The organism is Bradyrhizobium sp. AUGA SZCCT0182 (assembly GCF_018130185.1).
Classification (GTDB): Bacteria; Pseudomonadota; Alphaproteobacteria; order Rhizobiales; family Xanthobacteraceae; genus Bradyrhizobium.
In genome coordinates, this window is sequence record NZ_JAFCLY010000036.1 from 26837 (window position 1) to 49364 (window position 22528).

At 58.0% G+C, this 22528-nt stretch carries 16 protein-coding genes; 12 read left to right on the forward strand and 4 right to left on the reverse strand.

The features are described from left to right. Window positions 1–3: 3 nt before the first annotated feature. From JQ611_RS30160 to JQ611_RS30170, 3 genes are read right to left on the reverse strand one after another with little or no spacing between them, the layout of a single operon-like run. Window positions 4–723: a bifunctional 2-polyprenyl-6-hydroxyphenol methylase/3-demethylubiquinol 3-O-methyltransferase UbiG gene (locus JQ611_RS30160; protein ID WP_212467486.1), complete on the reverse strand. Its 720-nt coding sequence runs from the start codon at window positions 721–723 to the stop codon at window positions 4–6. Window positions 724–750: 27 nt separating this feature from the next. Then, a complete protein-coding gene (locus JQ611_RS30165; RefSeq protein WP_212467487.1) occupies window positions 751–1533 on the reverse strand; it encodes a class I SAM-dependent methyltransferase in 783 nt (260 codons plus the stop codon). Further along, window positions 1530–2618, reverse strand: a complete 1089-nt coding sequence (locus tag JQ611_RS30170; RefSeq protein ID WP_212467488.1) for a GNAT family N-acetyltransferase — start codon at window positions 2616–2618, stop codon at window positions 1530–1532. Before JQ611_RS30170 ends, JQ611_RS30165 begins: the two co-directional genes overlap by 4 nt. 307 nt (window positions 2619–2925) lie before the next feature. On the opposite strand from JQ611_RS30170, the gene JQ611_RS30175 reads away from it, so the two are divergent. The 12 genes from JQ611_RS30175 to JQ611_RS30230 all read left to right on the forward strand — a co-directional run bounded on the left by JQ611_RS30175 (window position 2926) and on the right by JQ611_RS30230 (window position 20519). Continuing rightward, window positions 2926–3996, forward strand: a complete 1071-nt coding sequence (locus JQ611_RS30175) for a class I SAM-dependent methyltransferase (protein ID WP_212467489.1) — start codon at window positions 2926–2928, stop codon at window positions 3994–3996. Between the two features lie 286 nt (window positions 3997–4282). Next, on the forward strand, window positions 4283–5122 hold the full coding sequence (locus tag JQ611_RS30180) for an ABC transporter permease (RefSeq protein WP_212467490.1): 840 nt from the start codon (window positions 4283–4285) through the stop codon (window positions 5120–5122). After that, window positions 5112–6464 carry an ABC transporter ATP-binding protein gene (locus JQ611_RS30185; protein ID WP_212467491.1) on the forward strand — a complete coding sequence of 451 codons (1353 nt, stop codon included), beginning with the start codon at window positions 5112–5114 and terminating at the stop codon, window positions 6462–6464. Before JQ611_RS30180 ends, JQ611_RS30185 begins: the two co-directional genes overlap by 11 nt. Window positions 6465–6474: 10 nt before the next feature. Then, the gene (locus JQ611_RS42795; protein ID WP_212467492.1) at window positions 6475–7359 is read left to right on the forward strand and encodes a sulfotransferase domain-containing protein; all 885 of its coding nucleotides are present in this window, start codon (window positions 6475–6477) and stop codon (window positions 7357–7359) included. Beyond that, on the forward strand, window positions 7359–9236 hold the full coding sequence (gene asnB / locus JQ611_RS30195) for an asparagine synthase (glutamine-hydrolyzing) (protein ID WP_212467493.1): 1878 nt from the start codon (window positions 7359–7361) through the stop codon (window positions 9234–9236). The genes JQ611_RS42795 and asnB (JQ611_RS30195) overlap by 1 nt, the downstream gene beginning before the upstream one ends. A 25-nt stretch (window positions 9237–9261) precedes the next feature. Continuing rightward, window positions 9262–10170 carry a sulfate adenylyltransferase subunit CysD gene (gene cysD / locus JQ611_RS30200; protein WP_212467494.1) on the forward strand — a complete coding sequence of 303 codons (909 nt, stop codon included), beginning with the start codon at window positions 9262–9264 and terminating at the stop codon, window positions 10168–10170. Between the two features lie 37 nt (window positions 10171–10207). Continuing rightward, entirely contained in the window at window positions 10208–12055 is a 1848-nt protein-coding gene (cysC, locus tag JQ611_RS30205) for an adenylyl-sulfate kinase (RefSeq protein ID WP_212467495.1), read from the forward strand. A 43-nt stretch (window positions 12056–12098) separates the two neighbouring features. Continuing rightward, on the forward strand, window positions 12099–14012 hold the full coding sequence (asnB, locus tag JQ611_RS30210; RefSeq protein ID WP_212467496.1) for an asparagine synthase (glutamine-hydrolyzing): 1914 nt from the start codon (window positions 12099–12101) through the stop codon (window positions 14010–14012). Between the two features lie 307 nt (window positions 14013–14319). Next, window positions 14320–15132, forward strand: a complete 813-nt coding sequence (locus JQ611_RS30215) for a bifunctional 2-polyprenyl-6-hydroxyphenol methylase/3-demethylubiquinol 3-O-methyltransferase UbiG (protein WP_212467497.1) — start codon at window positions 14320–14322, stop codon at window positions 15130–15132. Between the two features lie 178 nt (window positions 15133–15310). After that, the gene (locus JQ611_RS30220) at window positions 15311–17146 is read left to right on the forward strand and encodes a glycosyltransferase (RefSeq protein ID WP_212467498.1); all 1836 of its coding nucleotides are present in this window, start codon (window positions 15311–15313) and stop codon (window positions 17144–17146) included. Window positions 17147–17248: 102 nt separating this feature from the next. Next, complete coding sequence (locus JQ611_RS30225) at window positions 17249–19243, forward strand: hypothetical protein (protein ID WP_212467499.1); 1995 nt, start codon at window positions 17249–17251, stop codon at window positions 19241–19243. A gap of 46 nt (window positions 19244–19289) precedes the next feature. Further along, window positions 19290–20519: a glycosyltransferase gene (locus JQ611_RS30230; RefSeq protein WP_212467500.1), complete on the forward strand. Its 1230-nt coding sequence runs from the start codon at window positions 19290–19292 to the stop codon at window positions 20517–20519. On the opposite strand, the gene asnB (JQ611_RS30235) is transcribed toward JQ611_RS30230, so the two are convergent. Continuing rightward, window positions 20516–22447, reverse strand: coding sequence for an asparagine synthase (glutamine-hydrolyzing) (gene asnB / locus JQ611_RS30235; RefSeq protein WP_212467501.1), 1932 nt, complete (start codon window positions 22445–22447; stop codon window positions 20516–20518). The two genes, JQ611_RS30230 and asnB (JQ611_RS30235), sit on opposite strands and share 4 nt — an antisense overlap. Window positions 22448–22528 lie beyond the last annotated feature (81 nt).

Here is a 22528-nt window from a genome sequence, read left to right on the forward strand (position 1 = left end):
CGGTCAGGGCGCTCGCAGAAATGAAACGATTCCATGCGCAATGGACGGGAACCAGAAGCCCAGGTTGAGCCTTGTTCTTAAAGAGAGCCGTTCGAGTGGCGGCCAACCCCATAACCTGTAGCCAAAGCCTCCCGCTGGCGTGAATCCCGCTTGCGCTCCAAGCTCGTGGATTTCACCGATCGTGTATTCCTTGAAATGTTGCGGATCGCACAATTCGTACGGCAGGCCTTTGCGCGCGCGCAGACGATTTGATAGACGCGTGCGGTTTGGTGTAACGATCGCCACAATGGCTCCAGCTCTGCACGAGCGCCGACAGAGTTCAAAATACGCAGGTGGTTGATCGAGATGCTCGAAGACTTGAAAGCTGATAACCATGTCGTAACGGTTGGTCGGGGCGAACGTCGATAGATCTGCAACGAACCGTTTTACTTTTGGGTGGCTGTAGGTCGCGTTTGCCTTCTCTACACTCTTCTCCGAATAGTCGAAGGCGTCGACCTCTTCAACAAAATCGTAACGCGCCATCTCAGCGTCATGAAAGCCGACGCCACAGCCGACGTCCAGGATCCGAGCGGGTTTGAAATGCTCGAAGATCTTCTCGATTTCGAAGCGCCGAGTTGCATCCCATTCTTCCGAAAAGTATGTTTGCCATTCTTCCGTGATCAGTTCGTCAAAGAATTGGCGTTGATCGGATAGAAAGTCGGGATAGCGCTGAGGAACGGACATGAAAACCCCGCCTGATGTTTGTGGTCGCTAGGAGCGTTTCTCGGCGACGATCAAATGCCGGAACGCATAGTTCTTCAGCCCCGGCAGATTGCTGATCCATTCATCGATCATGCGATCACGTACACGATGGCCCATCAGTGATTTCCATTTCGGATGGAGGAGCGGCCAAAGCCAGCCGGGTCGGTCTGCCCAAAGCGGCAAGAGTTGAAAGGCACGATGTTCGACGACAGACAGACCATTGTCGGAAAGCACTTTCAGAATTGTCGGCAACGGCAAATGAAAGGACGGCGGCAGCTCGGTGTACTTGCTGACGCAGTAGGTGTTCAGGGAGCGCGAGTTACCTAAATCCAGAACACAGCGACCCGAGGGTTCAAGTACACGGGCGACTTCCGAGATCACCTTGTTCAGGTCGGGAATAACGTAGAGGGCGGAGAACGAATATAGTGTGCTGACGGTGCCGCCATCGAGCGGAATTGCCTTGGCGTCGCCTTCCATGAACCGGAGGTGACGGAGACCTGCGGCAATGGCATCTGCTTTCGCCTTCTCGATAAAGGGAGCCGAAAAATCGATGCCAACGGCATCTTCCGACAAATCGGCAAGTTCGATCAAGTGAACGCCCGTCGCACAGCACAGGTCAACCAGACGGCCCGGTCGGGCATGTTTGCGCACCAGCTCGATCTTTTCCCATAATAGCCGGTGCGCATATTCGGGCGAGTTACGGTCCGCATGCGCGCAAATCGTGCTGGTTTTATAGATCTTGCCAGCTTCGTAAGCTTCCTTGATCGCTTTTTCCGTCGACGAAGTCGTCATGGTCCAGTTCTCCACCGTAGCCGTGCAACCCAGGAGCCGAGACGCCGGATATGACTTGGCGGTGCGGAATCGGGCTGGACGGCGCTGCTGTGCTGGGCGAACGACAATTCGGCCCGGAACGATTGGCGTGGTTCACCGCCAAAGCGGGTCTTGAACAAGGTCAAACCTTTTTGTTTTCCCTCGCCGGCCTCGGGAAAGATCCAGCCGCAGTCGTATCTCGAGACACCGGCTGACCGAGCCGCGTTGATCGCGCCAAACATCAGCAGATAGCCGGCACCGTCGCTCTCCGCGATCTCGCGCGAGCATCCCGTGTGATAAAAGGCGCCCGGGCCGAGCACCGCCATATTGTGAAATGCAATGGGCTCACCGGCGGGCGTCAATATCGCAACCAGCCGAGCCGCGCCTGATGACGCGATATGCTTTGCTATGCCTTCGAAATACGACCTTGGGTGCGGTGTCGCGCCAGTCCGTATGTAGGTTTCGGTGTGCATGTCGTAGTAGGCATCAAGATTGGCCTCCCACTCGACCTGTTCGACGCGATAACCTGCCTTTTCTGCCCCACGGACGAGATTGCGCGCGGTTTTCGACAGGCCCATCCATATATCCTGCTCGCTACGGTCGAGCGCAATAATCTGCGATCTCAGTGACCGGTCGACAAATCCCGAGGCGACATATGGCCCGGCCTCTCCGTCTCCCGAGATGGCTCGGCGTGTGACGGGAGACGATGCGATGCCGAGGCGGACCGCGCCGTTGGCCGTCGCGCGCTTGATCGCCTCGCCAAGAGCTTCACCGACGATGGATGCGTACCTTTCCGGCGCGATGCCGTCGGCGACGATCGGGCCCGCGCCCCCCCAGCCGCCCGATGCTGCGACCCGACTTGATGGCTGGAAGTGCAGCGGCATGACGGCGACCAATTCGTTCCCGTCCACCAGACCAAATCCGAGTTCCTGAAATCCCCAGGGTTCGACTTCGGTGACAAGCTGCTGCCAGCCATGCAAGCCGAAAACCCAGCCGTCCGGCGAACTGCGCACAAGGTTGTCCCAGTCGCCGGGCTTGATTTCGGCGATCGGGACAACGTTCAGCATTCGGTGGGCTTCCTAGCGGTCTTTGCTTCGTCTGCGATGATCGGCTGCATACTACCTCAAGTAGGTCGAAGGATGACAAATTTCGTTGCGGGGTAGCCCTAATCGCTAGCTTGGACAAGGCTTTCGCTATATATCGCGGCTTGGCGGGGATCGAAATAGCAAGATGCCTGCGTGGCCGGTCTGGTGCGTTCCGATGTCGCGGGCTTGGCGTGCGTGACGGCTGCGAACACAAGATGTGAAATGTCGGCGAACCTGCACCGAGAATGGGGTAGGCGATTGCGGGCGCGCTTTGGGGTTGAATACGTAGATGTACGAAGCAGACGTTGCTCTATTCCGCTGTCCCAAGTCCAAATCTGCGTTGCAGCTTGTTGCAGCCACTCGCGCTGAGGACGGAGAGATACTGGAAGGCAAGCTTGTCGCGGACGGACACGAATACGCCATTCGAAACGGTATCCCGCGCTTTGTCGAGAGCAGCTCCCATAATCCCACATGGGACTACAAGTGGATGGTGCTGGACGCCGGCGTCGGCTACAATTACCGGATCATTGACGAGAAAGATCAGGCCTATCAAATCCATGATATTTTCGATCGCAATGGATACGAAGGGCGGGTCTACAGGAAAGCCACCAATAGTCTGGCCCTCGATGTCGGATGTGGTATCGGTCAATATTCCATCAAATTGATGCGCGACTACGCGCCCGAGAGAATCGTTGCGCTCGATCTCACCGGCGGGGTCGACATCTTCCGGAAAATTCTGCTGGAGCGATATCCGCAGTTCAAGAACAGGATCGTCATCGTCCAGGCGTCTGCCTTCGACATGCCGTTTGCCGACGAGACCTTTGATTTCGTGATGTCGTTGGGCGTTCTTCATCATACTGGCGATACGCGGCAAGCTCTCACCAATGCCTGCAAGCTGGTGAAGCCGAAGGGTAACATCAATTTTTGGGTCTATTGTTCGGAACCGGTCGGATACAGCATCTCGGAAAAGGGCAGAGAAAACGCACTGTCGATTGCCAACATCGAAGAACGGTTTCTCCGAAACTGGAAGTGGCCGACGCGGTTGATCCGGTTGTTCCGGAGGCTTGATCACGAGTCGGGCGTGAAGCTGTTGCGGTTCCTTTCGTCCGATTTCGTATTCAATCTGTCGCGCCGCAAGGGATTTTTGTGGACGCAACGAATATTCGCCCACGTCGATTACCCGGACGAAGGCTACCGGCTTGTGAACCACTATGATGGCTATATGAACACGTGGGACGAAAGCTGGAACGAGAACGAATTGTTTCCGGTCCTGAAGCGGCACGATATCGTCATTGTCGGAATATCCGACTGGCGGCTCGGCATTTGGGGCCAGAAGCTGCCGGGGGTCTATCCGGAATAGGCCATCCGTTGCCACGATCGTCCGCTTGGCCGCCCGGCGCCGCAAGTCGTGCGCGAGGGCATTTCACGACCCACCAAAAGTACCGCCTTGCGCGACCCGTTCGCCAGAGGAATTTCGGCGCCTGCGATGGCAAAAAGCCCTGCAATGGCAAAATGATACGCCGGAACCTTGACAGACGTAAATGGATGGTGGCAGAAGCCCGAAGCTGATGGCTGGCTAACGACGCTACCCCACCCATCAGCGCTCCCGATCTCGACCGCGATGGACCCCACTAGACTTGGCACCGATGCGCAAGGAACGCGATCAGCAATTTGTGCGTACCATTGTTCCCCCGCCGACGTGGCCGAGCATCAATCTTGGTGAGGCGTTTCGGGCGCGCCGACTGCTGGGAATTTTCGTCCGTCGCGATATCAGCAGTCGCTATCGCCAGATGGCGTTGGGTGTCGCGTGGTCTCTGCTGGAGCCGTTGGGCCAGCTCTTATTGATAAGCATTATCTTCGGCTATGTCATCAAGGTGCCGACCAACGGCTATCCCTATCCGGTTTTTGTCTTCGCCGCGCTGATACCGTGGCTGCTGATGTCAAAGTCAGTGCAGAGCGCGGCAGGCAGCGTCCTCGATAACATCTCGATCGTAACGAAGGTGGCGTTTCCCCGCATCATCCTGCCTTTCAGCGCCGTTACAAAAGAGTTGTTCGACTCGGTCATCCTGTTCGTGATCCTTTTGATCATCTCGGCGTTTTGGGGATTCTATCCATCCCTGAGGATGCTGATTTTCGTTCCGCTGTTTCTGTTCATTGCATTGCTCGCGCTGTCGATCGGCGCGGCGTTCGCAACTCTGTCGGTGAAATACCGGGATTTCCGCCCAATGATCAGCCTCGGGCTGAATGTGGGCTATTACGGCACGCCAATTCTGTATCCAGCGTCGCTGGTTCCCGCGGCTGTTCTGCCGTACTTCCAATTGAACCCCATGTATTGGGTGGTCGAATTCGCGCGATGGGCGATTTTCAATCACCCTGTGGAGATTACGACATCGCTGTATTGGAGCTTGGGCCTCACCATGGTCCTGCTTGTTGGCGGGCTGACGCTGTTTGCTCGGTTCGAACGCGAAATCGCCGATGTCTACTGAAGCACCCGTTGTATCGGTCTCGAAGTTGGGGAAGCGCTACCTCGTTCCACAGAAGGCGGTAGGCGACAAAGCGTACTCATCCAGCGTCCGGCAGCGCTCCAAGGAGTTCTTTCCGACCTTATTTGGCGCCGCCGAATCCGATTATTTTTGGGCGCTTCGCGACGTTTCGTTTGAGCTGCGTCGTGGCGAGGTTCTGGGGATTCTCGGAGAAAACGGCTCCGGAAAATCGACGTTGCTGAAAATTCTCTCGGGCATTACACCTCCGAGCGCTGGTGTCGTGAAGATGCGCGGCCGTGTCGGTTCCCTGCTCGAAGTAGGCACGGGGTTTCATCCCGATCTGACGGGGCGCGAGAATGTTTTTTTGAACGGGGGCCTGCTGGGTATTCCAAGGTCCCAGATCGAAGAGGCGCTTTCCAGCATCATCAAATTCGCCGAGCTCGAAGAGTTCATTGATGTGCCCGTCAAGCGGTATTCTTCCGGCATGTACGTGCGTCTCGCGTTCTCGGTCGCGGCGCTTCTCAAACCGGATATCTTGATACTCGACGAAGTCTTGGCGGTTGGCGACGCCAGGTTTCGGGCGAAGACGCAGAGCAAGATCAGCGAGGCCACCGACTCCGGGCAGACCATTCTGTTCGTCAGTCATAATGCGCGGTCGGTCGCCCAGATTTGCACGCGTGCGGTCATCCTGCACAAGGGGCAGCTTGTTTTTGATGGCGCGCCGGCAGATGCAATCGATGAGTATCACTCGCGCTCTTATCTGGATGAGGAAACCGGGCAGCTTCGCGATGCTTCCGACATGAGCCAGCATTCCAGGGAGCGCCTGGAACCAATCTCGTTCGCCGAACTGAAGAATAAGCCCAGAACGGAATCTCCGGGCCAAACCCCAACGGGAATTCTCGAATACGTTTCCGTGCACAAGCTGAGCGGGGAGCCCAGCGCGAAATTCGTCACCGGAGAGGGGATGCTGGTCCGGATCAAGTTCAGCCATCATCCGCACCCCGAACATGCCTATTTCTCGGTTCTGGTGCATAACTCGTTGCAGGATCGAATGATCACCGCCCACTCCACTCATTCGGGGGAGCGCCTTCCCATTAGCGAGAGCGGCTGGGTGGAGTGCGTCATTCCCTCGATGCTGGTCGGCGATGGTCTCTACAGCGTGATGCTCGATACCGGCACCTATAATATGCAAATGGGCCAGATGATCTCGCTGGATTGCGTTACGGTCGCATGCCACATCAGGGTGCGAACCGACGGGTTCGTGAAGGGTGTCGGGTTGGACGAGTTCAGGGGGGCGGCCCACAGGTCTAATTGGTCGACGATAATGTCTGACCGCACAGCGTGAGAACACGACAGTGAACAAGAGCCTGCTTTCTCGAATTGCCTCGAAACTCCTGCCGCGCAAAACGACGCCGGAAGCCGTTCGTCCAAACTTCATCGGGGTTGGCTTTCCGAAGGTCGGAAACACCTGGCTGCGCATGAGCCTTGGCAAGTATGTCCAGTTGGAGGTCGGTTCGGAAAAAGTCTTCCTGATGGATGCCGGCGAGTTTGATACGCTGCGGAGCATGAACTCGCCTCTGATCGGGCTGTTCTCGCATTGGCCGCTCGAATGGGAAACGCAGACGGCCAAGGACCTGACCACCGCCAATATATTCAAAGAGGCGGGCGAGATGCGCGTATTGTTGTTGGTCAGGCACCCGCTCGATGCGCTGGTCTCGCTCTATATGCAGAACAAACATCGGAATCCGGGTAATCCCTACCGTGGATCGCTGATCCAGATGGTCGATGATCCCGTTCTCGGGCTCCAGAAATACATCACGTTCTACAATCTCTGGGCGGGCCGCCTGAATGACCCGCAGCAGGTTCATCTCTGGCGATACGAAGATGCGCGTACGAATGCCGTTGCCGAGTTGAATGCCCTGCTCGTTTTCCTGGGCGTTGATCCGAATGCGGCATCGGTGGCCGAAGCGGTGAAGTACGGCAGCTTCGAAAACATGAAGTCGATGGAGATGCGCGGAGACGAGCCGAAATATGCATCATCGGGTTTCTCGGCTTTCGCGACCGGAGATCGCTCCAACAATGACGCCCTTCACGTTCGCGAAGGGAAGGTCGGATCATATCTGAAGCACTTCTCCGCAGACGAACTGCAGCGTCTCTATCGCATTATCGACAACGAGCTGGATGATCGTTTCGGCTATAGAGAAAAACTTGATCCCGGCAATGGATCGGCTCGAGCGTAATGTGCGGCATCGGCGGAAGCGTTGGCTTCAACGGCCTCTTCGTTGATGATCTGAAAGAAAGACTTATCGCGCCGCTGCGCTATCGGGGAAGGGATTCCGAAGGTGCCTGGACCGATAACAGCAAGGTACTTCTGGTCCATACCAGGTTGTCCATCATTGACCTGGCAAGCGGCCAGCAGCCGATGGCCGACGTCTCGGATCGCTTCAAGATCACGTTCAACGGTGAGATCTACAACTACAAGGAACTGCGCGAGAAATACACGGCGCTGGGAGCGCAGTTCGCCACCAACAGTGACACCGAGGTCATCCTGCAGGGATACGCGCTGCTGGGGCCGGGGGTGTTGCAGGATCTCAATGGAATGTTCGCCCTAGCGATCTGGGATTCAAAGGAGGAAATCCTGTTTGTGGCGAGAGATCGCCTTGGCAAAAAGCCTTTGTACTGGGTCAACGCCGGCTCGCAGTTCATTTTCAGCTCGTCGCTCGACAGCTTCTCGAAGGTCCCCGGCTGGAACAAGGAGATTTCAAAGGCGTCGATCTGCTTGTTTACCGTGCTCGGGTCATTTCCAGCTCCGCTTACGGTTTACAAAGGGGCTAGCGCACTGCCGGCTGGTTGCTATGCGATCATTCGTGCGGGCCAGCCGGTCCCGGTCGTCACCCGCTACTGGTCGCTCTCATTCGAAGGCAAGCGGCAGTACACGACCGTACAGGCCCTCGAGGAATACTCCGAGATCATCACGCGTGCGATCAGGATAAGGCTCAGATCGGACGTGCCGCTCGGATTGACGTTCTCGGGAGGGGTGGATTCAGGAACGATCGCTGCAATTTGCAAGCAGCGCCTGAATACCGACGTGCCCTGTTATACCATCGACTATGATACGGAGGCGGACAGGAGCGCGGAAGTCGCGCAGGCGTCGAACGTTGCCAGGGCGCTCGGCCTTCAATGGCAGCACATTCAATTCGACTACAACAGCGAGATGCTCGCTCAGTTTCCGAAAGCATATGCTGATTTCGATCAGCCCTGCTTGCAGTTCGCCCTCGTTTACAGCAAATTACTCTATGAGAAGATAAAGCCGAACTCGACCGTGGTGCTAAGCGGAAATGGCGCCGACGAGATATTCACCGGCTATTCCCGCGATCCCGGCGTTTATCGAAGTGACCTTCGGAATGAACGAATTCGTCGCATTCCCCGGTTTCTGCATCGTTTTGTCAGGCCCAGATTTCCGGATTTCGATACCGATTGGCGCGATGGCGACCCGGTCTGGAAATGGGCGGCCAGGGACCTGCACAATTATCTGGATGCGTTCGACCTCACCGCGGCGGACCGCGAGATCTGTTCCAACTGGATAATTGCGTTCGCGGATCAGGTGCGCGAGGCCGGCTGCGCCAACATGCTCGACTACGTCATGTTCCGGGATCTGTTTTACTCAGCCGCCGACACGAACTACAGGCTCGCCGACATCACCGGCTATTCTGCCCAGGTTGAAGTGCGGTCGCCATACCTGGACTTCGAGGTCGTCCAGTTTGCTGCAAAGCTCCCGCACCATATGAAGGTAGGCGAGGGGCGGGACGGCTTGACGGCGAAGTGGCTGCCCAAGCGCCTTTATTCTTCCCTGGTGGGCGAGGAACTCGCCTGGGCGCCCAAACGGGGCATGGGTGCCAATTTGAGATGGGACCGGCAAATAGCCGACGATCGGGAATTTGGTCAGGAAGTCAGGCGTTCGCTCAATGCCCTCGAAGGATACGGAATATCTCCTCGCGGCTATTTCGACGCCTACGACAAATACCAGCAGGATTACCTCAGCGGCCAAGACTACTCCAATTGTGCCGGCACCGTAATGGCCGGATTCATGCTCGGATCATGGTTGAGATATCATTGAACCAGTCTCTTCAGAAAGAAAGCGAATGAGTCAGCCACTTTCCAGAACACTGAGGGAACTGGAGAACGAGAGTATTCATATTCTCCGCGAAGTTGCCGCGACCTTTTCGAATCCTGTCTTGCTGTATTCGATCGGAAAGGATTCGTCCGTGCTGCTCCATCTGGCGAGGAAGGCGTTTCACCCCGCCGGCCTGCCATTCAAGGTGATGCACATCGACACCGGCTGGAAGTTCCGGGAAATGATTGCGTTCCGGGACCGGGTTGCCGCAAGGCACGGCCTCGATTTGCTCGTCTACACCAACCAGGCGGGTGCCGAGGCGGGCATGTCGCCACTCGTTCACGGCAGCTCCAGCTATACCGACGTGATGAAGACGCAGGCCTTGCGACAAGCGCTCGATCTCTACAAGTTCGACGCCGCGATCGGCGGCGCACGGAGAGACGAAGAGAAGTCGCGCGCCAAGGAGCGCATATTCTCCATTCGGAATCGGGCGCACGGTTGGGATCCCAAGCTGCAGCGGCCCGAACTCTGGCGCGCGTTCAATTCGCGGCTTTCGGATGGACAGAGCATGCGGGTGTTTCCTCTGTCGAATTGGACGGAGTTGGACGTTTGGGAATACATACTTGCCGAACAGATCGAGGTGGTAGATCTGTATTTTGCCAGATCCCGGCCGACGGTGCTGCGCGATGGGGGCATCATCATGCTTGATGACGATCGGCTTTCGCTCCGCGAAGATGAGGTCGCGCTCGCACGCCAGGTGCGTTTCAGAACACTCGGGTGCTATCCGTTGACCGCGGCGATTGAATCCGGTGCGCAGAGCATTGCAGACATTGTTGCGGAGCTGAGAACGTCTCGCTTGTCGGAACGACAGGGCCGGATGATCGACCGCGACGAGGCTTCCTCGATGGAACGGAAGAAGCGCGAAGGCTATTTTTGACCTTGTTTTTTGCTAAAGCTGATCCCACAAGGACCCGATGGAAAACCTTGGCATTCTGCGAATTTTGACGTGTGGAAGCGTCGACAACGGAAAGAGCACGCTGGTTGGCCGGCTGCTTTTCGATTCGAACAATGTACAGGACGATCAGCTGGCCTCGCTGGAGAACGACAGTCAAAAGCACGGGACCAGAGGAAAAGAGATCGATTTTGCGCTCTTGCTCGATGGCCTTGAAAGCGAGCGCCAGCAAGGAATCACGATCGACGTTTCCTACCGCTATTTTTCAACGAGCAAGCGTCGATTTATCGTCGCCGACTGCCCCGGGCATGAGCAGTATACGCGAAATATGGCGACGGGGGCGAGCAACAGCTCACTCGCGCTGATCGTACTTGATGCAAAGGCGGGGCCCAACGAGCAGATCTGGCGGCATCTCACCATCTGCCATCTGATGGGAATTCAACACGTCGTCTTTGCTGCGAACAAGATTGACCTGGTCGGATTCCGCGCGGAACGTTTTGAGCAGGTTCGTGCCGAGCTAACGGCTCGCGCGCAAACCCTCGGCTTCAAAAGCATCTACTCATTGCCGATCTGTGCCGTCTCGGGGAACAACCTCGTTCGCAGGGATGAAAAGCTGGACTGGCACCAGGGGCCATCCCTGCTTTCCTATCTGGAGAGCATCGAAACGGAGGTCAGCGCCGATGTATCGGCAGGCCTGAGATTGCCGGTTCAATTTGTAAGTCGGCCAAATTCCGATTTCCGCGGCTATGCGGGCACCATCAGCGCGGGTATCGCGAGGGTTGGCCAGGAATTGTCGGTGGCTCCCACCACCGCCAGGACACGAATTGCCCAAATATTCAGAGGGGACGTGGCCGTAGATGAGGCAAGTGAAGGCGATACGGTCATGGTTTGCGTGACCGATAACGTCGACATCAGTCGCGGCTTTGTATTGTCGTCACCAGACAACGGCCCGACACTGTCGGATCATATTGCAGCAGACGTTGTATGGTTTAGTGACAAACCTTTTTTGCCGCATCGACAGTATCTCATTCAATGCGGCCATCAGTTAATCAGGGCCTGGGGCACCAATCTAAAGTACAGACTGGACGTCCAGACGCAGGAGCATCTGGCCGCCAAACAGCTGAGCAAGAACGAAATTGGCCATTGCCATATTTCCTGTTCGCACCCCCTGATTTTCGATCCCTTTGATCAGAATCCGAATTCGGGCGGATTTATCCTCATTGACCATGCAACGTCGGAGACGATGGGCTGCGGGTTGATCAGATATAGTCTTAGACGGTCGACCAACGTCGCAGCTCAAAGCCTTAGCGTCAGTCCTCAGGACCATGCGCGTATCAAGGGACATGGGGCCTGCTGCGTCTGGTTTACCGGGCTTTCCGGGGCCGGAAAATCGACTATCGCAAATCTGCTGGAATACCAGCTAAACAGGGCAGGTGTTCATACGGCGCTGCTGGATGGCGACAACCTCAGGCTGGGCATCAATCGGGACCTCGGGTTCACGGAAGGTGACCGCGTTGAGAACATTCGAAGACTGTCGGCGATCGCCAGGCTCATGGTCGATGCCGGATTGATCGTTATTGTCGCGGCAATTTCGCCATTTGAAGCGGACAGGCAGGCGGCGCGGGCGCTGTTTTCCGAAAATGAATTCTTTGAGGTGTTCGTTGATACGCCGCTCGACGTTTGCGAGAGCCGGGATGCTAAAGGCCTGTACAAGAAGGCAAGGGCTGGGCTGATACCAAATTTCACGGGCGTCACCGCTCCCTATGATCGTCCGCAGTCTGCCGATCTTGTGCTGTTGGCTTCCCAGGCGCCCGGGGAACTTGCAAGCCTGGTAAAGGATCACTTGGCGAAGCTGGAGATTCTGTCGTAATCGGGGTCTTGAGGCATCGGTAGCGTGGTCGTTGGGGGGAGACATGTGTGGCATCACTGGATTCGTCGATGTCTCGCGGTCGCGGGGCGCTGACGAACTGGGACGGATCGCAGGCTTGATGGCCGATCAGATGGTCCACCGTGGACCAGACGATGACGGTTGTTTTGCCGATCCGGAGAGCGGCATTGCCCTCGGTTTTCGACGGCTCGCAATCATCGATCTGACGCCGGCCGGTCATCAGCCGATGCAATCGGCTTGCGGGCGTTGGGTGATCGTCTTCAACGGTGAAATCTACAATGCCGAGGACATGCGGCGGGACGTAGCACGGCCCGGGCTGAATTTCCGCGGCCATTCCGATACCGAAGTGCTGATCGAGAGTATCGCCAGAATTGGCGTCGAGCCCACGCTTTCGCTGGCAATCGGCATGTTTGCGCTTGTCGTCCATGATCGACAAACCCGCATGACGTGGTTCGCGCGCGACCGGCTTGGAAAAAAGCCGCTCTATATCGGACAGTTCGGACGAACTTGCATGTTCGGTTCCGAGTTGCGATCGCTGCGCGTCCATCCCGACTTCGAGGCTGAGCTCAATCCACAGGCGATCGCCGCATTCACCCGCTTCGGCTACATTCCGCATCCGCTGTCGATATACCGCAAGGTCCGTCAACTCGAGCCGGGCGGCTGGGCGCGGCTTGATGCCGAAGGCGAGTTGACGACGGGCTTCTACTGGCGTGTCGAGGATGTTGCCGCCGATGCCATGCGGACCGGAAGCTCCGCCACGGACGAAGACTCGATCGACGCGCTCGAGCGGTTGCTGTCCGACGCGGTCAAGCGGCGCATGGTTTCGGACGTTCCGCTTGGTGCATTCCTGTCGGGCGGGATCGATTCCTCGCTCGTCGTCGCGCTGATGCAGGCGCAGTCATCTGAGCCGGTCAACACATTCTCGATTGGTTTTGATGTCGACGGCTACGACGAGGCGCCGCACGCCCGGGCCGTGGCCGCACACCTTGGTACGCGGCATCGCGAATTCTATGTCTCTCCGGAAGAGGCGCTCGAGGTCGTGCCAAAACTGCCCGAGATCTACGACGAGCCTTTCGCCGACAGCTCGCAGATCCCGACATATATCGTGTCGAAACTTGCGCGCCAGCACGTTACCGTGGCGCTATCCGGCGATGGTGGTGACGAGAGTTTCGCCGGCTACGGCCGGTACGCGCAGGCGCAGGCCATGACGACGGCGCGTCCGATGCCGCCGCTCCTGAGGACTGCCGCCTCTGATGGTTTGAGGACGCTGCAATCAGGCGCATTCGCGCTGCTGCGAAGGGCGGGGATTGGAAATTGGGCCGCACGAGGCGAGACGTGGCTGGCGCGCCAGGACGCCATGACTTTCGAGCATCGTTACCTGCCGCTGGCGTCTCAAGGCAGGCCGCCTTCGGAGTTCCTGGTCAGCCCGGAGGAGCAGCTCGCGCCGATCTGGGGTGGGTCGCTGGCGCCGCAATATGCGGATCCCGTACAACGCGCCCAGATGATCGACTTCATGACTTATCTGCCCGACGACATCTTGACCAAGGTCGACCGTGCCAGCATGGCCGTCAGTCTCGAAATCCGTGCGCCGCTGCTTGACCATCGCGTCGTCGAAATGGCCTGGAGGCTGCCGCAGCACATGAAGGTCCGAGGCGCCGACGCAAAATGGGCGCTGCGCCAGGTGCTTTACAAACATGTCCCGCGCGGGATCATCGACCGGCCGAAGATGGGATTTGGCATTCCCATCGACCACTGGCTGCGCGGGCCGTTGCGCGACTGGGCGGAGGCGCTGATCGATGAAAGGCGGCTCGAGCAAGAGGGTATCTTCGCGGCCAAGGCAGTGCGCGCCATGTGGAGCCGCCATCTGTCGGGGGAAACCTGGGCATATCCGATCTGGTGCATTCTGATGTTCCAGGCCTGGCGCGAGCGATGGCTCTGACCGCATGCTGGGGACCGCACGTTTCATTCTGGCCGCTCTGGTCGTTCTCAATCACCTGTGGCTGCCCACGGCCAACCGAGTCGGCGCGCACATTGGCTGAGCAAGTTACTTTCGTTATCCTCGATGATAGTCTCGGCCGCGTGAGCGACGAGCGGATCGCCTGCGGCGATCGTAACAACCAAGGTGAGCTGGTGCGGTTATGGGTATAGGCCGACGGGTAATAACGCTTCTCCAGGGCGTCAAGGACAACGCAGCTCCTGCGGCTCCTGCACAAGTTCCGGATACCGTCCGGTCCGAAATAGATTATTTGCAGTTCGAGGTAAGCCGGTTGCGCTCGATCGTGCGTCACCTGGCGGCTGATCGCATCAACACATTTCCGATCGAACGCGACACAAGGGACAGCTTCGATTATCAATGGTCCGATACGCCTGACGGCGACTGGACCAAAAGCCGGCCTGAACTGAAGGAGCGCGAGCGGAATTCGGTTCGCTCGTTCAGCCGGTTGCCGGACGAATGGTTCCAGGGAAAACAAGCCCTCGATGCGGGTTGCGGATCCGGCCGGTGGTCCTGGGCTCTGGCATCACTCGGATGCGCGGTTACCGCCGTCGATCAATCAATGGCAGGCGTGCAACACACAAAGGCCGCGTGTTCCGAGTTCGCGAGCAAGGTAACGGTATTCCAGCACGATCTGACCAAACCTCTTCCCGTCGCTGATCGAAGCTTCGACCTGGTTTGGTCGTTCGGCGTTCTGCACCATACCGGTGATACCTATGGATCATTCCGCAACATTGCCCGGCTGGTCAAACCGGGCGGATACATCTTCCTGATGCTGTACGCGGAACCGAACTCGAACGATCCAGGTGGATTCGACTATTATGTCGAAGTCGAACGGCTGCGTCGCGCCACCGCCGGCATGGATCTGAAAGAGCGGTACGACTACATTGAAAAGGTCAAGGGCGCCGACGCCGGAGGCTGGTTCGATGCCGCTTCTCCGGGGATCAACGACACCTATCCGCTGCACGAGATCGAGACCTGGCTCTGGCAGGAGGGCTTTCGCGAGTTCGGGCGCGCCGATCATCCGAACCACCACATCGTTGCAAGGCTGTTGCAGCCAAAGTGAAGTCGTCACGCAGAGGTTGAGCCTGTCAAAAGGCTCCGGCACGGAATTGCGGCCGGACATCGGGGGCTATCAGGCGTTTTTCGACGCGGTGCGACGTCCATGAAGTCGATGTGACAATCGCCGTTGACCTCCATGGGGCCTCGGCCGCTGACCTTTCCTCCTGACAGATGAGATGGTATTGAGCGGAACGCTCGGGGATTCCATCCTGACGCGTTCATTGTTCCCGAACGTTTCACCAGACATCAGCCTGAAGATGGCACAGCCAGTCACACGACCTGACAAAGCGCGCGAGGAGCCCGCCCTGATCGCGGAGGAGCAGGCAATCCTCGATCGTATGTCGGAAGAGATCAGCCGGTTGCGTAGTGGGGCCGTGGTATTGGTGCTGACCGGTTCGGTCTCGGACGCTCTCTTCCAGCGCTTGCAGCAAGAGCCCCGTGTCACTCAGGTGATTTCGCAGACATCGCCGGGTATAAAAGACATCCGAAGACTGGGAGGCTCTGCGTTTCGGCTCCGAACAGCACTGATCTTCTGGTCCGAGGATTTCGCGGGATTGCGCTGGGCCGTCGCAGTATTGCGAAGCGGCGCGCTTCGGATCGTCAAGGTTTCTCGCCATCCACCGAAGTCGGAGTCAATATCCACGCTCCAGTTCATCGGTCGGGACGTTCGCGCTCGTCTCCGTCTTACGGACCGATTGTTGCAGCTGTTGGCGAAGAGCGGAAATGCCGGTGTTAGAAGGCTTGCTGAAAGAATCGTCGGCGCCCCGATTTCCCGACTGCAACTGTCGAGCTTTCCGGTCAATCGCATCCAGGCCGATGGTCCGATCGTCTATGCCTCCGGCTCACTTGGCGCGGGCGGCTCGGAACGGCAGCTTTCGCTGACTGCCAAGGGAATATCTTCCCGCACTCGCCGTCATGTCTCGATTGTTTGCCAGTCGCCGCTGACCGGCGGAAACCGATTCTTTGCAAGCGAACTCGAAGCCGCAGGCATCGTTGTCGAGGATCGGGTCAGCGTTCAGCAAAGGCTGAATCAGGGTGAATCCCTTGCAGGCTACGATCAGTCGATACGGTCCGCGTTTCGTCGAAATCCGCAGTTGGTGGATCTCATCCTGTTTTTCGCGAACAAGTTTTTGACGGAGCGTCCCGCGATCGTTCATGCGTGGCTGGACGAGCCGAATATCGCAGCTGGAATAGGGGCGGTGATAGCAGGTGTTCCGAAAATCGTGCTGGGCTGCAGGTCGTTGTCGCCGCTCCATTTCCAGTTCTTCCAACCGTATATGTGGCAGGCCTATCGCGAACTGGCGAAGCTTCCCCAGGTCACTATTCTCAACAACAGTGTCGCAGGCGCTCGCGACTACGCCAATTGGCTCCAGCTGCCGATTGCGCGCATCAAGGTGATACCGAACGGGCTGGATTTTTCGTCAGATGGCAAGTCTGCAGTGCCGGACGCCGGAAGCAGCCATTTGCGAGAGGGCAAAATTGTTGTCGGCACCGTGGGCCGCATTGCGGAGGAAAAGCGCCCATATCTCTGGCTTGAGATTGCAAGCCACATCCTGAAGAAGCGCCCGGATGTCCATTTCGTGTGGGCGGGCGATGGTCCGATGCGCAAAGACGTCGAGCGCCGCGCCGAGCAATTGGGGATCAGCGCGCATCTGTCGCTTCTGGGCCTTGTCAGCGACATCAGCACGGTATGGCCGTCGATGACGGTGTTTCTGTTGACGTCGCGCGTCGAAGGATTGCCCAACGTATCGATCGAGGCGCAGCATTTCGGCGTACCCGCTGTTGTCGCCGCGGTGGGAGGCTGTGCGGAAACCATCAATGAGGGCGTTACGGGAGCTTCCGTTGCGGGAGAGGACCCGCAGGCATTTGCCGAGGCCGTGCTGCGGTTTCTCGATAGCCCCGAGGCGCTCGCTCGAATCAAGTCTCTCGGCCCGGCCCTCGTTCAGGAAAAGTTCTCCGTCGAGCGAATGATCGCGGCAACCATGGGCGTCTATGAGCTCGAAGCTGGCACATCATGACTTCGAGCGTGGCCAATAGAACAAATCAGCCGCTATGTACGGAAGTGCACGGCGGCGGCATGCGCGGCTGCGGCGTGCGCTGAATTTCAGGAAATCACCCCTATGACAGCTCCTACCCTCTTGAGAATGCCCTTTCTGTTGTTGCGGGCGGCGATGTGGCTCGGCCTGGCAATGTCACTGGCTTACGTGCTCGCCAGCCTTGCGGCTCTTCTCAACGGCTACGCGCTTCCGACCGCAGCCATCTTTCATTGGGCAGATTGGCTCCGCGCCGCGGGCGAGCATGATCATTACGCGGCGCACTTCCTGCTGGTGATAGCCAGCCTGTGCGCCGTTGCAATCTGGCTATCCGTATTGATGGGGTCTCACTCGTACGAGCCGGAACTGCAATCCCTCGACAAATTCCTGAAGACCTGGGGATTGCCTCTTACCCTGTGCCTATTTGTATTCTCGATGAGCGGAACATGGGCGGGTTTGCCGCGTCCCGGCGATTTCAATAGTGCGAGCATTGGCGGCCTCATTCCATTCTCTGATGCAAACGGCTATTTCTCCGCCGCTCAGGATCAGGCGAGGGACGGTTATTGGAACGGCATGGCCCTGCGCAGGCCGTTTGCTGCGGCGTTCAGATCCGTGTTGATGACGGCGGCCGGGTTCTCCTATGCCCAGATGCTGATCATCCAGGTTGTCCTGGTCTCGGTCTCGGTCTGGATCGCGGCGCGATCCATTCTTGTCTGGCGCGGCCCGCTGGCATGTCTGGCCTTTGTCGCGCTCTCCTTGATGTTCAGCCGCTCTTTTCTGGCGACCACTCTCACCGAACCGCTTGGATTTGTCTGGAGTTTCCTCTCTGTCGCCTGTTTTGTGGAGTCGTTCGGACGTCGGTCACTGCAATTCGCGCTGCTGGGTTTGGCGTTGACGTTCATGGCTCTGATGACCCGAATGGGTGCGATGTTTCTGCTGCCCGCCGTGATGCTGTGGATCGTATGTTGCTTTGGCGATAGTTGGCGCAAGAAAGTCTATATTTTCGTGGCCGTGATCGGCATCGTTGGTGTCGGCCTGTCGGCCAATTTCGCTCTGCAAAAGCTTTATGGAAGGGGCGCCGATCTTTCGGGCAGCAACTTTGCTTATACGCTCTGCGGGCTTTCGATCGGACAGGACTGGTCGTCATGTCCCGTGCGCTATGCGGATGAAATGAAGCGGATAGACAATACCGAGAAAGCCCAAACCGATTTCCTGTATTCAAAAGGCATCGAAAATATTGCAAAGGACCCAGCAACGATTATTCGCCGACTGGCTGTAAGCGCTGAATTGTTTGCCCGCGCCGTTCCCCCGACGATCACTTACGGTTACCTGCGTGCGCCGGCGTCAAAATGGTTGCCGACCTCGATCTTCTTCGTGGTTTCCATAATCGGCCTGATCATTCTCGCCATCAATCGTCCCAGCGGCACGGAGGTGTTGTTCTGGGTTATGACCATGCTGGCGATTTTGGTATCCTCGGCGTTCGTGTATTACGACGACGGAATGAGGGTGATGACGGGAAGCTATCCATTGATAGCAGCGCTGACAGCCGCCGGACTTTTTTCCCGGCACATTCCGCCCGTGCACGAAATAGTTCGACCAGCGTGGCGGTGGTGGGGGAGCCTCGCCACCGCTCTGGTGCTCTTTATGTCGGTTCCCTGGTTCGCTCACCGCATTGCTCCGCCCGCCGCAGCGGCGACTGCGGTTCCGAATCAGCAATTGGTATTTGGAGGGAGGCGGGTGTCCGGCTTTCTTGTTGTTGCCGATGACCAGCCGTTGCCAAAGGAGGTGCCCAGCCTGCACTTGAGTGAGTTCGCCAAGATAGTCACGCTGAGCAATAATGAAATTTATCAGCCCCTTCTCAAAGATCGAACACCGCAGTTGCCTTTCGGCTTTATCGTTGCGCCGAGAATGGAGGCGGGAAGGACCAGCGACAACCAGTTCATCGTGCCGGCCCATGTCGTGCTGGATAAGAACGTTCAGGCGTGGAAATTCACCACGGCCGAATGGTCGAAGATTGAGGGGAACAGCATTTACTGGGTCCTTGTGACTGACGCGCAACCTGTAGATCTTCCTGCAAAATGAGACGCCGGCTCCGAGCGCTTTCGATTTGCGGAGTTCAGGACTTCGGATGAATGTGAAGCCGGATGCGGCCAAGGGTGACGTCATCTTCACCATTGGCACGTTGGAAGTCGGGGGCACCGAGTTGCATCTGGCATCGGTTGCGGCCGAGCTGGTGTCGCGAGGCTGGAACGTCTCGATCTACAGTCTGGCGGGTGAGGGGCCGCTGGCCCGGAGCCTCACCGAAAGTGGGGTGAATATCATTTGCCCGCCGATCAAGCGGGACGGCCGGCCGGCTCCGATGATCGTCCGTTTCATGAGGTTTTCGATCGTGTCCGGACACCTCTTTACAGTACTGGTGCGGAGACGGCCCGCGATCGTGCACTGCTTTCTTCCGATGGCCTATTTGACAACGGCGCCATTGGCATTTCTCGCCGGCATCCGAATCCGGGTCATGAGCCGCCGGAGCCTCAACCATTACCAGGGGAAATACCCCTTGCTGCGAGGTCTGGAGCGGCGTCTGCATGGCCACATGACTGCAATCCTGGGCAACTCGCGGCGCGTGCTCGGGGACCTTATGGAAGAAGGGGTCGATGAGCGGCGCCTCGGCCTCATCTACAATGGCGTCGATCTGAAGCGTGTTACTTCAAAAGCAGCTCGTAACGAGACGCGCGGCGCGCTGGGTATCTCGGCAGACGCTCTGGTCATGATCGTCGTCGCGAACTTGATACCCTACAAGGGGCATCTGGATCTGATCAGCGCGCTCGGCGGCGCCGCAGCTTTACTGCCCCGCGATTGGCAGCTTCTGATCGTCGGTCGAGACGACGGGGCAGGCGCCGCAATCGGATCGCTGGCTGTGGAGCTGGGAATCGGTGACCACATCAGGTTCCTGGGCTCGCGCAGCGATGTTCCGGACCTGATTGCCGCGAGCGATCTTGGTGTTCTGCCATCGCACGAAGAGGGATTTTCCAACGCGGTCATTGAACAGATGGCGGCAGGCCTATGCGTCGTCGCGACCGACGTAGGCGGAAATGCCGAGGCAATACTCGATCGCACGACCGGCGTGATCGTGCCGCCGCGAGATGTCGACGCATTGTCGCGAGCCATCGTGCAATTGGTCGGCGATCCAGCCTTGCGTTCCCGCTTCGGAAGCGCTGCACAGGCGCGCGTGCAGTCGAATTTCACCCTGGATGCTTGCGTTGCCGGATATGAGAGCCTTTATCGCGGGCTGCTCGGCGGCAAACGAGTTTGCGATATTGAAGAGGTGCGCGCGTCCGGCAACGCTGGCAGTGAGGTTTAACCCCAACGCTCGCGCCAGGCTTCGAACATCAATACATCCCACAGCAGATACGCCCAGTTGTTCTTTCTGGAAAGGTGCTGTTCCCAATACCGCCGCACCAAAGCCGTATCGAATAGGCCGGCTTCGCCAAGCCGTTTTTCCGATAGCAGGTTTTCCGCCCAGTCCCGGAGCGGACCGCGAAGCCAATCAGCCAGCGGCACGCCGAATCCCATCTTGGGCCGCTCAACGAGTTCGGCGGGAACGTGCCGATTGAGTACTTGCCGAAGCAGCCATTTGGTTTTTCCGTTCCTGATCTTGACCGAGCGGGGCATCCTCCAGGCGAGCTCCACCACGCGATGATCCAAGAGGGGGACGCGTGCTTCGAGGGCTACGGCCATGCTCGTGCGATCGACCTTTGTGAGGATGTCGTCGGGCAGATAGGTCGTCAGATCGAGCAGCTGCATCCGGTCGAGCAGGTTGGGGAAGTCGTGTTGAATCGTGTCGTCCTGCAGGACGCCGACCGTCTCTGAAACACCCGGCATCAGGGCGGCGGGATCCCAATGGCTCACCAACTGGCGATAAATTTGCGTGGAGTCGTCGACTTCAAGCAGGCTGGCAAGCTTGTGCAGGCTACGCCCGGGTTGGGCCGTCGGGCGATATCTTCGCACTATGGCGAAGATGTTGTCCCACTGGTCGGCGCCGACGGAAGCCAATCCCGAAGCTGCGCCCTTGCGCATGAAGCCGGGCAGAAGCGTCAGCTTTCGCCATATGTTCGAAGTCAGCTGATATCGGTTGTAACCTGCGAACAGTTCGTCGCCGCCGTCTCCGGATAGAGCGACCGTGACGTGTTTTCGCGTCATCGCCGACACCAGATAGGTTGGAATTTGCGACGAATCGGCGAATGGTTCGTCGAACATTTCTGCGAGCTTGGGCACGACATCCAGCGCTTCGCTCGAACTGACCATCAGTTCGGTGTGTTCGGTTCCAAGGTGTTTTGCGATCGCCGCGGCATAGGGCGCTTCGTTGAATTCCCTTTGTTCGAAGCCGATCGAGAACGTCTTCACCGGGCCTGAGTTCGTCGCCTTCATCAAGGCAACAACCAGAGATGAATCGATGCCGCCCGAGAGAAACGCGCCGAGCGGCACATCCGCCATCATGCGTTTTCCCACCGCATCGAGCAGCAGGGACTCGAGACGGTCGGTCAACTCTGTATCGTCTTCACGAAGCGGATTGCGAATGCCGTCGATGGCAATTTCGCGTGCATTCCAGAATTTCTCACTGCTGGGTTCGCCGTTCCACGGCAGCGTGAGAATCGTTCCGGGCTCGAGCTTGTGGACGCCCTGATAGATGGTATGCGGTGTTGGAATGTAATTGTGCCGCATGTAGGAAGCGACGGCCTCCGGCCTTATCCGCGGTGTCCATCCGCGGTATTCGCGCAGCGCTTTCAGTTCCGATGCGAACATGAAGACGCCGTCGATCTTCGCCCAGTAGACCGGTTTGATCCCGAGCCTGTCGCGGACCAGCGTCAGGGTGCGGTCCCTGCGGTCCCAGATTGCGATCGCGAACATCCCGATCAGCCGGCGTACTGTCCCGGTGATGCCGTATCGGGCAACCGATTCAACAATCACTTCGGTGTCGGAATGGCCGCGAAAACCCTGTCCGGAAGCCTCCAGTTCCCTTCGAATCTCGAGGTGGCTGTAGACTTCGCCATTGTAGCTGATGACGAAACGCCCATCGGCCGAATGCATGGGCTGGCGCCCGGCGGGCGACAAGTCGACGATGGCCAGGCGGCGGTGGACCAACGCGACCCCGGCATCATGGTCAAGCCAGACGTCGTGGCCGTCCGGCCCGCGATGCTCGAGGCTGCGATCCATCGAATCTGCGAGACCAGTGAGATCGTCCGGGGATATGCGCCGATTTGGGTCGATGATGCCAGCTATGCCACACATATCCCAGCCAGCACCATATTCCGTTGTTCGAAGCCGTTATTGCGGGGATTTGCGGCGAATTTCACCACTTCTTACCCAAAA

Coding starts and splice junctions, on each gene's coding strand:
- JQ611_RS30160 (WP_212467486.1), bottom strand. CDS start 723: ATGTCCGTTCCTCAGCGCTATCCCGACTTTCTATCCGATCAACGCCAA.
- cysD (WP_212467494.1), top strand. CDS start 9,262: ATGAGTCAGCCACTTTCCAGAACACTGAGGGAACTGGAGAACGAGAGT.
- asnB (WP_212467496.1), top strand. CDS start 12,099: ATGTGTGGCATCACTGGATTCGTCGATGTCTCGCGGTCGCGGGGCGCT.
- JQ611_RS30230 (WP_212467500.1), top strand. CDS start 19,290: ATGAATGTGAAGCCGGATGCGGCCAAGGGTGACGTCATCTTCACCATT.
- asnB (WP_212467493.1), top strand. CDS start 7,359: ATGTGCGGCATCGGCGGAAGCGTTGGCTTCAACGGCCTCTTCGTTGAT.
- JQ611_RS30170 (WP_212467488.1), bottom strand. CDS start 2,618: ATGCTGAACGTTGTCCCGATCGCCGAAATCAAGCCCGGCGACTGGGAC.
- cysC (WP_212467495.1), top strand. CDS start 10,208: ATGGAAAACCTTGGCATTCTGCGAATTTTGACGTGTGGAAGCGTCGAC.
- JQ611_RS30185 (WP_212467491.1), top strand. CDS start 5,112: ATGTCTACTGAAGCACCCGTTGTATCGGTCTCGAAGTTGGGGAAGCGC.
- asnB (WP_212467501.1), bottom strand. CDS start 22,447: ATGTGTGGCATAGCTGGCATCATCGACCCAAATCGGCGCATATCCCCG.
- JQ611_RS30225 (WP_212467499.1), top strand. CDS start 17,249: ATGACAGCTCCTACCCTCTTGAGAATGCCCTTTCTGTTGTTGCGGGCG.
- JQ611_RS30175 (WP_212467489.1), top strand. CDS start 2,926: ATGTACGAAGCAGACGTTGCTCTATTCCGCTGTCCCAAGTCCAAATCT.
- JQ611_RS30165 (WP_212467487.1), bottom strand. CDS start 1,533: ATGACGACTTCGTCGACGGAAAAAGCGATCAAGGAAGCTTACGAAGCT.
- JQ611_RS30180 (WP_212467490.1), top strand. CDS start 4,283: ATGCGCAAGGAACGCGATCAGCAATTTGTGCGTACCATTGTTCCCCCG.